The organism is Stenotrophomonas sp. YJH_SMC_91, assembly GCF_059368495.1.
In genome coordinates this window covers 182,232-194,444 of record NZ_JCAFRT010000007.1, presented here as the reverse complement: position 1 = coordinate 194,444, position 12,213 = coordinate 182,232, and the positions used below count along the sequence as shown (strand labels likewise).

The 12,213-nt window shown below is 61.5% G+C and carries 11 protein-coding genes; 6 read left to right on the top strand and 5 right to left on the bottom strand.

The window, feature by feature from the left end:
- Window positions 1–327 precede the first annotated feature (327 nt).
- From folD to guaA, 3 genes are all read left to right on the top strand, one after another.
- Window positions 328–1,206, top strand: coding sequence for a bifunctional methylenetetrahydrofolate dehydrogenase/methenyltetrahydrofolate cyclohydrolase FolD (gene folD, locus AC5P5X_RS11450; protein WP_005416247.1), 879 nt, complete (start codon window positions 328–330; stop codon window positions 1,204–1,206).
- A 492-nt stretch (window positions 1,207–1,698) separates the two neighbouring features.
- Window positions 1,699–3,156, top strand: a complete 1,458-nt coding sequence (guaB, locus tag AC5P5X_RS11445) for an IMP dehydrogenase (protein ID WP_005409308.1) — start codon at window positions 1,699–1,701, stop codon at window positions 3,154–3,156.
- A gap of 103 nt (window positions 3,157–3,259) precedes the next feature.
- Window positions 3,260–4,825, top strand: coding sequence for a glutamine-hydrolyzing GMP synthase (guaA, locus tag AC5P5X_RS11440; protein ID WP_005413109.1), 1,566 nt, complete (start codon window positions 3,260–3,262; stop codon window positions 4,823–4,825).
- Window positions 4,826–5,168: 343 nt separating this feature from the next.
- Here the strand turns inward: guaA and AC5P5X_RS11435 are convergent, their stop codons facing one another.
- The 5 genes from AC5P5X_RS11435 to AC5P5X_RS11415 all read right to left on the bottom strand — a co-directional run bounded on the left by AC5P5X_RS11435 (window position 5,169) and on the right by AC5P5X_RS11415 (window position 9,854).
- Complete coding sequence (locus AC5P5X_RS11435) at window positions 5,169–6,050, bottom strand: hypothetical protein (RefSeq protein WP_146257435.1); 882 nt, start codon at window positions 6,048–6,050, stop codon at window positions 5,169–5,171.
- A gap of 272 nt (window positions 6,051–6,322) precedes the next feature.
- Window positions 6,323–7,159 (bottom strand): macro domain-containing protein, encoded by an 837-nt coding sequence (locus tag AC5P5X_RS11430; protein ID WP_495215986.1) that lies wholly within the window; start codon window positions 7,157–7,159, stop codon window positions 6,323–6,325.
- A 34-nt stretch (window positions 7,160–7,193) separates the two neighbouring features.
- Window positions 7,194–7,757: a TIR domain-containing protein gene (locus AC5P5X_RS11425; RefSeq protein ID WP_111189635.1), complete on the bottom strand. Its 564-nt coding sequence runs from the start codon at window positions 7,755–7,757 to the stop codon at window positions 7,194–7,196.
- Between the two features lie 272 nt (window positions 7,758–8,029).
- A complete protein-coding gene (locus tag AC5P5X_RS11420) occupies window positions 8,030–8,383 on the bottom strand; it encodes a hypothetical protein (protein ID WP_111189636.1) in 354 nt (117 codons plus the stop codon).
- Window positions 8,384–8,936: 553 nt separating this feature from the next.
- Window positions 8,937–9,854 (bottom strand): LysR family transcriptional regulator, encoded by a 918-nt coding sequence (locus AC5P5X_RS11415; protein ID WP_111189637.1) that lies wholly within the window; start codon window positions 9,852–9,854, stop codon window positions 8,937–8,939.
- Between the two features lie 97 nt (window positions 9,855–9,951).
- Here AC5P5X_RS11415 and AC5P5X_RS11410 point away from each other — a divergent pair, with 97 nt between their 5' ends.
- The 3 genes from AC5P5X_RS11410 (at window position 9,952) to AC5P5X_RS11400 (ending at window position 12,186) form a co-directional block, all read left to right on the top strand.
- Window positions 9,952–10,791 (top strand): type 1 glutamine amidotransferase domain-containing protein, encoded by an 840-nt coding sequence (locus AC5P5X_RS11410; protein ID WP_005409316.1) that lies wholly within the window; start codon window positions 9,952–9,954, stop codon window positions 10,789–10,791.
- 98 nt (window positions 10,792–10,889) lie between these two features.
- The gene (locus tag AC5P5X_RS11405; protein ID WP_099561353.1) at window positions 10,890–11,621 is read left to right on the top strand and encodes a hypothetical protein; all 732 of its coding nucleotides are present in this window, start codon (window positions 10,890–10,892) and stop codon (window positions 11,619–11,621) included.
- A gap of 70 nt (window positions 11,622–11,691) precedes the next feature.
- Window positions 11,692–12,186, top strand: a complete 495-nt coding sequence (locus AC5P5X_RS11400) for a hypothetical protein (protein ID WP_238985303.1) — start codon at window positions 11,692–11,694, stop codon at window positions 12,184–12,186.
- The last annotated feature ends 27 nt before the right edge of the window (window positions 12,187–12,213 follow it).

Here is a 12,213-nt window from a genome sequence, read left to right as displayed (position 1 = left end):
GTCATGGAGTTGCCGGCCAGCGGCCGGCACTACCGTGAGGGGAATTGCCGAAGCCGGTGGTTGGTAGTGCCGGCCGCTGGCCGGCAGATACGGAAACGTTCCGACGTCGTGGGGTTGCCGGCCAGCGGCCGGCACTACCGGGTGGGGATTACCCAAGCCGGCGGTTGGTCGTGCCGGCCGCTGGCCGGCAGATACGGAAACGTTCCGACGTCATGGAGTTGCCGGCCAGCGGCCGGCACTACCGGTGCGCGGTGTCGGCGCGCGGCGGTGGGCGAGGGGGCCTGAATCAGGGACAATAGCGTCCCCGCCGCCCCACGCCCGCTCCCGATGACCGATTCCGCCGCCCCGCATCCTGCCCGCATCCTTGATGGCCGCCGTATCGCCGAGGACCTGCTCGACAGCCTGAAGGTGCGCGTCGACGCCCGCGTGGCCGCCGGCGGCAGCCGTCCGGGCCTGGCCGTGGTGCTGGTCGGTGGCGACCCGGCCTCGACGGTGTACGTGCGCAACAAGCGCCGTGCCGCCGAGAAGGTCGGCATCGAAGCACACGACTACGATCTGCCGGCCGGTACCACCGAGGCCGAGCTGCTCGACCTGATCGACCAGCTCAACGCCGATCCGAAGATCAACGGCATCCTGATCCAGCTGCCGCTTCCGGGCATCCCCGACGCGCGCCGGCTGATCCAGCGTATCGACCCGCGCAAGGACGTGGACGGTTTCCACCCGGAAAACGTCGGCCACCTGGCCCTGCGCGAGTTCGGCCTGCGCCCGTGCACCCCGCGCGGCATCACCACGCTGCTGGGCCACACCGACCAGCCGGTACGCGGCCGCAATGCCACCATCGTGGGCGTGAGCAACCACGTGGGCCGCCCGATGGGCCTGGAGCTGCTGATCGCCGGCTGCACCGTGACCAGCTGCCACAAGTTCACCCCCAAGGACGTGCTGGAACAGGCCGTGCGCAATGCCGACATCCTGGTGGTGGCGGTCGGTCGCCCGGGCATCGTGCCGGGCGAGTGGGTGAAACCGGGCGCGGTGGTGATCGACGTGGGCATCAACCGGTTGGATGACGGCCGCCTGGTGGGTGACGTCGGGTTTGAGGCTGCGGCCCAGCGGGCCAGCTGGATCACCCCGGTGCCGGGCGGCGTCGGCCCGATGACCGTGGCCACGCTGATGCAGAACACCCTGGAAGCGGCGGAAGCGCTGAGCTGACCTGCGATTGGGGAGATCTGCTGTTGGTGGGTGCCGACCGTTGGTCGGCACAATGTCGGGGCAGGCCGATGACCCGCTCCTGGTAGGTGCCAACCTTGGTTGGCACGATCCGTCCGGCACCTGGACCCCAAGGTGGGGTGAGGGCCTCTGGCTGTTTGTGCCAACCAAGGTTGGCACCTACCAAAGGCGCTCCAGGGCTGGCCCGAGTGATCCTCTTAAGGTGGGTGCCGACCGTTGGTCGGCACAATGCAGGAGACACAGGTGTCTGAAGGGTAGTGCGGACCAACGGTCCGCACCCACCAAAGGCAGGCCGATGACTCGCTCCTGGTAGGTGCCAACCAAGGTTGGCACCTACCAAAGGCAGTATCCCGCCGGCCCGGATGGCCCCCTGAACCAATCGCCGCCCGCGCGACACTGCGTCGCATCTACCCCCTGCCACGCGGCGCGAAAAAGGGGTAAAATGTCGCGCTTCCCCACATCTCGGGTATGCCGATGCTGCGCATCCAGGCTGAAGCACTCACTTACGACGACGTCTCGCTCGTCCCCGCCCACTCGACCATCCTGCCCAAGGACGTCAACCTCGAAACGCGGTTGACTCGCGACCTGAAGCTGAAGCTTCCGATCCTGTCCGCAGCCATGGATACCGTCACCGAAGCCCGCCTGGCCATCGCCATGGCACAGCTCGGCGGCATGGGCATCATCCACAAGAATCTCAGCCTGGAACAGCAGGCCGCGGAAGTGGCCAAGGTCAAGAAGTTCGAGGCCGGTGTCATCCGCGACCCGATCACCGTCGGCCCGGAAACCACCATCCGCGACGTGCTGGCCCTGACCCAGGCGCACAACATCTCCGGCGTGCCGGTGGTGGGCAGCGACGGCCTGCTGGCCGGCATCGTGACCCACCGCGACATGCGCTTCGAGACCGAGCTGGACGATCCGGTCCGCCACATCATGACCAAGAAGGATCGCCTGATCACGGTCAAGGAAGGCGCCGCCAGCGACGAAGTGCTGCAGCTGCTGCACCGCAACCGCATCGAGAAGGTGCTGGTGGTCAATGATTCGTTCGAACTGCGTGGCCTGATCACCGTCAAGGACATCCAGAAGAACACCGACTTCCCGAACGCCGCCAAGGACCTGTCGACCCGCCTGCTGGTCGGCGCTGCCGTCGGTGTGGGTGGCGATACCGATCGCCGCGTGGAAGCGCTGGTCGCCGCCGGCGTGGACGTGATCGTGGTCGATACCGCGCACGGCCACTCGCAGGGCGTGCTGGACCGCGTCAGCTGGGTCAAGAAGAACTTCCCGAACGTGCAGGTCATCGGTGGCAACATCTGCACCGGCGAAGCGGCACTGGCGCTGCTGGACAGCGGCGCGGACGCAGTCAAGGTCGGCATCGGCCCGGGCTCGATCTGTACCACCCGCGTCGTCGCCGGCGTCGGCGTGCCGCAGGTCACCGCCATCGACCTGGTGGCCGAAGCCCTGCAGGACCGCATCCCGCTGATCGCCGACGGTGGCATCCGCTACTCGGGCGACATCGGCAAGGCGCTGGCCGCCGGTGCCTCGACCATCATGGTCGGCGGCCTGCTGGCCGGTACCGAGGAATCGCCGGGCGAGACCGAGCTGTACCAGGGTCGTTCGTACAAGAGCTACCGCGGCATGGGCTCGCTGGCTGCCATGGAGAAGGGGTCGAAGGACCGCTACTTCCAGGACGCCGCCACCGCCGACAAGCTGGTGCCGGAAGGCATCGAAGGCCGCGTGCCGTACCGCGGCCCGGTGGGCGGCATCATCCACCAGCTGATGGGCGGCCTGCGCGCCACCATGGGCTACGTGGGCTGCGCCACCATCGAAGACATGCGCAGCAAGCCCAAGTTCGTGAAGATCAGCGGCGCCGGCCAGCGTGAGAGCCACGTCCACGACGTGACGATCACCAAAGAGCCGCCGAACTACCGCGCCTGATGCGGGCCGAGCAAAGAGGAACGGGGAAGCACTTCCCGTTCCTCTTTCTCCATCTGCCGCCGTAAATCTGATTTCGTTTTCCCTACTGCATTGCCGGGGCGCCATGACCAACATCCATAACGACAAGATCCTCATCCTCGATTTCGGCGCGCAGTACACGCAGCTGATCGCCCGCCGCATCCGCGAGCTGGGCGTCTACTGCGAAATCTGGGCGTGGGACCACAACCCGGCCGAGATCGCCGCGTTTGGCGCCAAGGGCATCATCCTGTCCGGTGGCCCGGAATCGACCACGCTGCCGGGCGCCCCGGCCGCGCCGCAGGAAGTGTTCGACAGCGGCCTGCCGATCTTCGGCATCTGCTACGGCATGCAGACCCTGGCTGCCCAGCTGGGTGGTGCCACCGAAGCCGCTGACCAGCGCGAGTTCGGCCACGCCGAAGTGAACGTGATCAACCCCGATGCGCTGTTCAAGGGCCTGAGCGACCACGGCGGCGAGCCGAAGCTGAATGTCTGGATGAGCCACGGCGACCACGTCTCCGTTGCGCCGCCGGGCTTCACCATCACCGCCACCACCGACCGCATTCCGGTGGCCGCCATGGCCAACGAGGAAAAGCGCTGGTACGGCGTGCAGTTCCACCCGGAAGTGACCCACACCCTGCAGGGCCAGGCGCTGCTGCGCCGCTTCGTGGTGGACGTGTGCGGCTGCCAGACCCTGTGGACCGCCGCCAACATCATCGACGACCAGATCGCCCGCGTGCGCGAACAGGTGGGCGATGACGAAGTGATCCTGGGCCTGTCCGGCGGCGTCGATTCGTCCGTGGTGGCCGCGCTGCTGCACAAGGCCATCGGCGAGAAGCTGACCTGCGTGTTCGTGGATACCGGCCTGCTGCGCTGGCAGGAAGGCGACCAGGTGATGGCGATGTTCGCCGAGCACATGGGCGTAAAGGTCGTTCGCGTGAATGCCGCCGACCGTTACTTCGCCGCGCTGGAAGGCGTAAGCGACCCGGAAGCCAAGCGCAAGATCATCGGCAACCTGTTCGTTGAGATCTTCGACGAAGAGTCGAACAAGCTGAAGAACGCCAAGTGGCTGGCGCAGGGCACCATCTACCCGGACGTGATCGAGTCGGCCGGCAGCAAGACCGGCAAGGCGCATGTGATCAAGAGCCACCACAACGTGGGTGGCCTGCCGGAGCACATGAAGCTGGGCCTGGTGGAGCCGCTGCGCGAGCTGTTCAAGGACGAAGTGCGCCGCCTGGGTGTTGAGTTGGGCCTGCCGCGCACCATGGTCTACCGCCATCCGTTCCCGGGCCCGGGCCTGGGCGTGCGTATCCTGGGTGAAGTGAAGCGCGAATACGCCGAACTGCTGGCCAAGGCCGATGCCATCTTCATTGATGAGCTGCGCAAGGCGGACCTGTACGACAAGACCAGCCAGGCGTTTGCCGTGTTCCTGCCGGTGAAGTCGGTGGGCGTGGTGGGCGACGCGCGTGCTTACGAGTGGGTGATTGCGCTGCGGGCCGTGGAGACGATCGACTTCATGACGGCGCACTGGGCGCATCTGCCGTATGAGTTCCTGGGTACGGTGAGCAACCGGATCATCAATGAGTTGCGGGGGGTGTCGCGGGTTGTTTACGACATCTCGGGGAAGCCGCCGGCGACTATTGAGTGGGAATGAGTTGAAAGAACGAGGGCGCCGAGAGGCGCCCTTTTAGCGAGGCACTGGTCTTCCTCAAGAAAGTTGCCTCAAGTGGCGTTTCGTTGGTTCGTTCAGTCGTTTCGGGAATGTCGCATCTGCAGCGTCGTCCCAAACTAGAATGTCGTTAAAATGATCCTGGGAGTCGAGGGGGGGGGCGTTCGGCGTATGGTCGGAGAAAAAGCGCTGTGCCGCTAAATTCTGCTCGCGTGTTCGGCCCGCAAATCGAGAAAGTAAGTCTGTGAGCCTTTAATGCCCAGCGCTATCGAAAAGGTGTAATCGATTGTCGCCCACTAACTGTGGTGATGTGGCTGTTGTGTTGTGATCACGGAAAGAAATTTTCGCGCGGGCCTACTGCGGCTTCAACCTGACTTGCTAGGTCTTGGCCAGAAATGCGCCTAACGGCTGAAGCGGCGACAAATTGGGCATCAATGGCCAGGCTAATAATTTCAAGACGGGTCAATTGCGTTTCTCTATAACGATCACCTACATAATCGGGGAACTGGCGAAGTGCCCGCAGCAGTAGTGCGTCATCCCTGTGTTTGGAAAGTTCTGCCATTCTTTCGCCGAGTCTATTTAGATTGTGGCCGAACAGTTTCGAGTTCTTTAAGTCCATTTCGGGCACGCCAAGATGCAGCAATGTGCCCTTCATGGCGAGCTCGGCAGTCAGGCAGATGGGCTGTAGAACTGCGCTGCCAACTGGGCCGGACTGTGAGAGATTCTCGGCAACCAGTTTCAGCTGATCGGCCGCAAGGCCCCAGAGTGTTAGCGTATTCTTGTGCTGTGCCCCGCTATCAATACCGTAGACGAGGTCATGCATGTCAGCAAAGGCAAATTCCGACCTTGTTGCGATCATTTCGTCGCCGCGACACCAGTTGTTCCACTCTCGGTGATCTGAAAAGCCCAGCGCTTTGTCGATGGTTATGTCGGCGGTTCCAAAGACTACGCCAATCGTTACCCGTCTTGCGCGATCTACCGACACTGCCAAGCCTGTACCCATGCCTGGCCAAGTGAACTTGACTTCAGGAATCAACCGTTCGTATGCCTCTTCTATCTCACGCACTTGGGGGTTGCCGTCGGCTCCAATGGAAAATTGTTCACCAAGGATCTCCATTGCCGCACGAAAAGGGCGTGCATGGAATGGGAGTCCTTCCTTTGCGAACCGTGCGTCGAGGTTAAGAATGTCATTATCTGTGTACTTGATCATATCGAGAACCATTTCCTCTCAAAAGCTGACCCGTATGAAAAATGACGGGTGTATTCTATTGGCTGGCGCGGAAGGTGGTGTAATTCAATGCGCAGATGGTGAGTTGTGATTTTTCACATTCGCCATTCGCCATCCGTCAATCCTTGACGGGAACGTTGCCGAAGTTCTTTCGCGACACAGGCTAGTGCACTGTCACTGCAGTGCGAGAGGTATATCGGAAGAGGCACAGTATTGACAAGAGGTTGGTGTGATCTCTCCATTTTCCGGGGGAATCAAACGCCATTCCTCGCAGACTTCATATCAAGTAAGTTGATCTGGTCGATCTTGTCCTGATGGATAACTATGGTGAGTTTAGCGGGGTACTTGAATCTCATCTCGCTGATCCTGAATGTCCATAACATTATCTTAAGGAGGTCTTCGTCGGAAATGTTCTTATGCCCCTTGATTCGGGTGATTCCTGAGCCGAAGATTGTCACGGATACGCTTCTCTGGGCATAGACGTTGTTTACCTTGTCCCAGAAATTGATGAGAAACTCGAGGTACTCGGGCATTGTTAACGATGCCTTGTTGTTCTCGTCGAACTTGGAGAACGCGGTCAGAAGGTAGTCTTCGTACAGGCAGATTGTCCCTAGTCGATATCTTTTCTTCTTCCCGTGAGTTCTGCTCTCGTTCTCTTCTAGGAAATCACCGTCGTCAAAGGCGTAATCCTCAATATGTCGATCGAGTTCGGAGGTTGGGACCCTAAGATGTTTCTGGATAAAAATCCCGTTGAGGGAGGTCTCGCTGATTACCTTGTTATCCACTTGTGTGTCGAAATACTCATTGAAAGCTATCGCTTTCAATCCTGGCTGCAGAAAGATGTCGCCAGTCCTAATGGCGACATCGCTGCCCTCAACATTAATATCTATATTGTTTAGATTGTTAGACCAAATCCATATTGCTAGATAGGTTATTAAAAGTGATGCCAGGAAAATCCAGCCGGCTCGGATCTTCCATTCGGCGGGGATGTCAATGAAGATGACTACGAAAGATAGTGTGCCGCTGGCGAGAGAGGTGATTTCAAGGAACTTCTTGAAAACCCGCTTGTCGCGAAAGCTTACCTTCGCCATAACATTTAACCGTTTCACTCAAAAGGTTGAGATCTCAAGGTCTATACCAGTAGAAGTCTGGCTTAGTCTTGCTGCCAATCGTGAAGTCGCTATTATCTAAGGCCATCTTTATGAGATCTTTGTTCATGGGGACGTGGAGCGTGGGTACTTTGTTCATTGAGTCTCGGAATACGGGGAGATTTCCCCAAATATTCTTGACGGCCTGCTTCAGTACCCCTCCCTCAAGCATGCTTTCTTTGGTCGAGTATTCGGGGTAGAGGACGATGACCGGCAGTCCTTGATCGTTGATCCCGTAGTCGATTTCCTCTCGAAGCGCGCGAGAGTTTGTCGTGATGGAGCTCAGGATGAGAATTATGTTCTTAGAGCTCCGAAGGCGTTCTCTCAGCCTGGGCTTTAGAGTGTATTCCCAATCGCTACCGTCTCGAACGCTGTAGGTCTTGTCATGTGAATCGACGAAAGGGAATTTAGCATCGGCGCCTTTCCACATCCTTAGGGTGTTGTAGTACTGAAAATCTCTAGTTGCATTGGCGCCCAGCGAGCTGGGGTGGAACGGCTCTGCAACGTAGAAGGCGGTGTAGTTCCCGTTTCTATATGCCATGGCGCTTCTCAATCTCCATTTGAGTCAAGTATTTGACGATGCGAGTGTGCATGTTCCTCGCTGCGGACAAGGTCACGTTGTGGATCGCTCGTGCCGATTCACTCGCGCGTCCGTTGGCCATAGGTGCCGCGCATCAGTTTGTACGCATTATTCTGCTTGTTGTCTAGGGTGTCAGCAGGATTCGAGCCCTTATGCAGAATTTATGGGTGATGAGAATTCCCGCTTCGGAGTGGTGATAACGCTAACGATATTTCTCGAGCACAGTTGATGAGTCACTCTGGCCTAACCTCCCGACAAGCCCACTCAACCAACCCCCGGCAAGCTAGAAACAACCCATCCACAACCCCCTCATCCAGATGCCGTTCCGGGTCCGCTGCCACCCGGCAGCGGTCTGCTGCATGCAGTAGCTCCAGCACCGTCAGTGCCCCCACCATCGCGCGCTCGCTTCTGGCGAGGCTCACACGTCGGCCGGGTGACACATCGGTTTCCGGCCACGGGTGCCCATCGGCGCCCTCGCAGCCGCGCATGCGCTTGAGGATGCCGAGGAGGTAGTTCAGGTCAGGCAGGGAAGCGTCGTCGTTGATGGGCTCAACAACGGTGTAGGAGAAGGTGTCGGATTCGTTCATGGCGTCGGCTTCCGTGGCTGTGCTTAACAGCGCCACCGAGAAGAGGGTGGCGGACGATGCGTGGCTGCAAACCGGGACGAAGTAGTGCCATGACCGGTGGGTCCGAAGACCCCCACGCACCGCCCGCCATACAGGCCGACGGATTGCCCGCCGGCACCGGTTAAGGACGGTGCCGACGGGCAAGCGTAAACAACAGGCACAACAATCGTCGCGGGTTTGCAGACCCGGAGCCACCCGTTGTCGGTGGCACGTCATGTTGGTTACGCAGTCGCTTCGAATGCCAATAGAAATTCGCGAAGGAATCGCTGAATCCGAGAGCGAAGAACTATTGTTGCACACACCAATCGTGCAACACGCGACGCCAGCAGACGCATTCGCGCAGTTATTCTGTTGATGGCGAATCAACGTGGCGCAATCGCCCACGCCACAAGCAAATAGCGCGACAGCTTGCTTTGCAACAGTTCTTAGTCCGCCTCGCCAAGCAACGGCCCGCGATCGGCCGCACACCCCGAAAATCGGTTCAAACCCGACACCGCTATCAAGCCTCGCACCTTCAACCGACGCCATCCTCAGCCGCATTCCCCACCAGCAGTTCAATCATCGCCCGTGCCGCCGCCGACTGCCGCCGATGCGGCGCATAGATCACCGAGAACGGCCTTGACCGCCCGCGCAGCTGCGGCAGCACTTCCACCAGCTGCCCGCGCTGCAATCGCTCCCGCACGATGAACTCATAGCTCTGGCAGATGCCGATGCCCTGTTCGGCCAGCGACACCACGCCCAGCACATCGTCGGAGGTCTCGATGGACGAACGCGGCAGCCAGTCCACATCGCGCCCGCCGTCGCGGAAGATCCACGGCGCCAGCCGCCCGGTGCGCGGCATCACGAAGGGCAGGCACAGGTGCTGCTCCAAATCCTCCAGCGTCTGCGGCGTACCCCGGCGCTGCAGGTAGTCCGGCGCGGCCACCAGCAGCAGCGGGGCGTCTTCCAGCTTGCGCCCCACCAGCCCGCTGTCCGGCAGCTGGCCCAGGCGGATGGCCAGGTCGAAGCCTTCGGCCACCAGGTCCACGTTGCGGTTGGTGATGTTCAGTTCCACCTGCACCTGAGGGTACTGCCGCGCGAAGCGCGCCAGCACGGGCGGCAGCCGGTAGTGGCCATAGGTGGTGGGCACGCTCAGGCGCACGCGGCCGGCCAGCGCACCGTCCTGGGCCAGTACGTCGCGCTCGGCGTCGTCCAGCAGGCCGAAGGCGGTGCGCACCTGTTCCAGATAGAGCCGCCCGGCGTCGGTCAGGCCCACGCGGCGGGTGGTCCGCTGCAGCAGCTGCCGACCCAGCCGCGCTTCCAAACGGGTGACCGCGCGGCTTAGCACCGAGGGCGTGGTGGACAGCGCCACGGCGCCGGCGGTGAACGAGCCGTGCTCGACCACCGCCAGGAACACCTCCACATCGCCCAGGTAGTCGAACTTGCGGCTCATTTGGCTCTCCGGGGAACAGATGTTTTGCGATGGGGCCAATTTATCGCCGCTGGGGCGATGAATAAAGTGGGCGCCATTCCCCGATAGGAGTTCCCCCATGAACCTGATGACCCGGCTGGCCGCAGCGCTGGCCCTGACCCTGGCCGCCACCGGCGCGCATGCCGCCAACGTGCTGGTGGTGCTGTCCGACGAAAACCACCTGGATCTGAAGGACGGCAAGGTGCTGTCCACCGGCTTCTATCTCAACGAGTTGATGCAGCCGGTCAAGTTGCTGCTGGACGCTGGCCACGAGGTGACCTTCGCCACGCCGCAGGGGCGGGCGCCGACGGTGGATGCGTCCTCGTTGACGGCGGCCTACTTCGGCAACGATGCCGCGCAGCTGAAACTGCACAAGGACCTGCTGGAGAAGCTGGCGCTGACCTCCCCGACGGCCTCGCCGGTGGTCAGCCTGGCGCGCATCGAGCAGCAGGGCTACGCGCGTTTCGACGCGGTCTACATTCCCGGTGGCCACGCGCCGATGCAGGACCTGCTGAAGAGCCCGGCGCTGGGCCGGCTGCTGGCCGACTTCCACCAGCGCAACAAGACCACCGCGCTGGTCTGCCACGGGCCGATCGCGCTGCTGTCCACGTTGCCGGATGCTGCGGGTTTCGTGGCAAAGCTGGAAGCGGGCGCGAAGCCGACCACACCGAAGTGGATCTACAGCAGCTACCAGATGACGGTGATCAGCAACCAGGAAGAAGAGCAGGCCAAGCCGCTGCTGGGCGGCGGTGAGATGAAGTTCTACCCGCAGACGGCGTTGCAGCGGGCGGGTGCGAAGTTCAGCAGCAACGCTACGCCGTGGACCGGGCATGTGGTGGTGGACCGCGAGCTGATTACCGGGCAGAACCCGGCTTCGGCGCTGGAGGTGGGGCAGCGGTTGGTTGAGCGGTTGAAGTAGGGCGGGTTCTGCATCGCATGCGGTGCCGTGGCACCATGATGGGCTGGCCTCGTCCTTCCGGGCGGGGCCGTTTTCCCAGGGAAGCCCTCGAACACGACATGCGAACGTCTTTTTTCATTCTCTCCGCCCTGTGCCTTGGCTTGCTGTCCGGCTGTGCCAGTGGCCCGGAGGAACACGCCTCAAGCCGCGAGATCACCGGCGCATTCGTGGCCGACGATGGCCAGCTGTACCTGCTGCCGCGCTTTGAAGAGCCGATGCGTTTCAATGCCGCGCCGTTCCGCGAGTACCGCGCGCTGATGGACAGCCCGCTGCGCGAGGCGGTGGCCTGCGCGCAGATGTACTTCCATGAAGACTGGCGCGACCCGGCCAACAAGGCCAAGGTGCACGGCAGCTATGCGCTGCTGCTGCGGCCGGAGCAGGTGACGGCGGAACAGGCCGCGCAGTTCAAGCTTGAGCGGATTGAGGTGCTCCCGCGTGAGGCCAAGGCCGTGGAGGAGCGGTCGCGCTACTACCTGCCGATGGACCGGACCCGCTACGCGCTGGCGTTTGACCGCGCCTGCAATCTTTCAAGGAAGGGCGGCAGCTATTACAGCGCGCTGTTCGAGGGCGACGGCGAGCGGGTGCAGTTGCCGGATGCTGCGGCACTGGCGGAGAAGGGGAAGCTGGCACAGCCGATCAATGCGCGGGCGCAGCGGATCCTGCCGGAGAGGGAGGACAAGCCGGGTGCGGGTTCGGCGGCGGGCAAGGTGCTCGGCGCGGCGCTGATCCCTGTGGCGGTGCCGGTGTTTGTGCTAAGCCTGCCGTTCCTGGGGCCGGATCATTGGAAGTGAAAAGGCGTTGAAGCCAGAGCATCCACGCATGGCGTGGATCTACTTGGGCATCGCCAATGCCTGAACGTTCATGTTGGAGATCTGTGTGCCAAGTACGCTGGAAACTGTTCTGAAGACCGTAGGCTTCATTGTCCTCGCGGCACTTCCGTTGGTGATCCTCTGGTTCATTCTTCGGCGAATGTCAGCGACCGCACGTTCTGCATTGGGATCAGGGCTGCGTTTGAATCCCCCTCGCCGGATTTCCGGTAAGTCCATGACCCTGGTGATGGTGGATGGGAAAGAGGATCGGGAGCACTACTTCTTTGATACAGAATCCTTCTACCTGCGGCGGGGCCCGGTGCCTACGGCCGTTCCGCTCTCGCAGATCACCTCGGTCACACGAACGTCCGACAGGATCTACGGGCGCTATGTCTGGCAGGTGTGCTTCAGCAAGGCATCGGGCAGAAAATGCGTGACGTTCACCAACAACCTGACGCTGTTCAACCGCGACTTCCTGCTGTTCCTGGAGGCGGTGCGGAAGGCCAATCCACTGGCAACCGTCGATCAGGCAGGTCTGTTCTTCTAAGATTTTCCAGCTGCTGCTCTAGTTGGT

What these genes read in the sequence shown, in the direction of transcription:
- folD (WP_005416247.1), top strand. Translation starts at nt 328, where the DNA reads ATGACCGATTCCGCCGCCCCGCATCCTGCCCGCATCCTTGATGGCCGC.
- guaB (WP_005409308.1), top strand. Translation starts at nt 1,699, where the DNA reads ATGCTGCGCATCCAGGCTGAAGCACTCACTTACGACGACGTCTCGCTC.
- guaA (WP_005413109.1), top strand. Translation starts at nt 3,260, where the DNA reads ATGACCAACATCCATAACGACAAGATCCTCATCCTCGATTTCGGCGCG.
- AC5P5X_RS11435 (WP_146257435.1), bottom strand. Translation starts at nt 6,050, where the DNA reads ATGATCAAGTACACAGATAATGACATTCTTAACCTCGACGCACGGTTC.
- AC5P5X_RS11430 (WP_495215986.1), bottom strand. Translation starts at nt 7,159, where the DNA reads ATGGCGAAGGTAAGCTTTCGCGACAAGCGGGTTTTCAAGAAGTTCCTT.
- AC5P5X_RS11425 (WP_111189635.1), bottom strand. Translation starts at nt 7,757, where the DNA reads ATGGCATATAGAAACGGGAACTACACCGCCTTCTACGTTGCAGAGCCG.
- AC5P5X_RS11420 (WP_111189636.1), bottom strand. Translation starts at nt 8,383, where the DNA reads ATGAACGAATCCGACACCTTCTCCTACACCGTTGTTGAGCCCATCAAC.
- AC5P5X_RS11415 (WP_111189637.1), bottom strand. Translation starts at nt 9,854, where the DNA reads ATGAGCCGCAAGTTCGACTACCTGGGCGATGTGGAGGTGTTCCTGGCG.
- AC5P5X_RS11410 (WP_005409316.1), top strand. Translation starts at nt 9,952, where the DNA reads ATGAACCTGATGACCCGGCTGGCCGCAGCGCTGGCCCTGACCCTGGCC.
- AC5P5X_RS11405 (WP_099561353.1), top strand. Translation starts at nt 10,890, where the DNA reads ATGCGAACGTCTTTTTTCATTCTCTCCGCCCTGTGCCTTGGCTTGCTG.
- AC5P5X_RS11400 (WP_238985303.1), top strand. Translation starts at nt 11,692, where the DNA reads ATGTTGGAGATCTGTGTGCCAAGTACGCTGGAAACTGTTCTGAAGACC.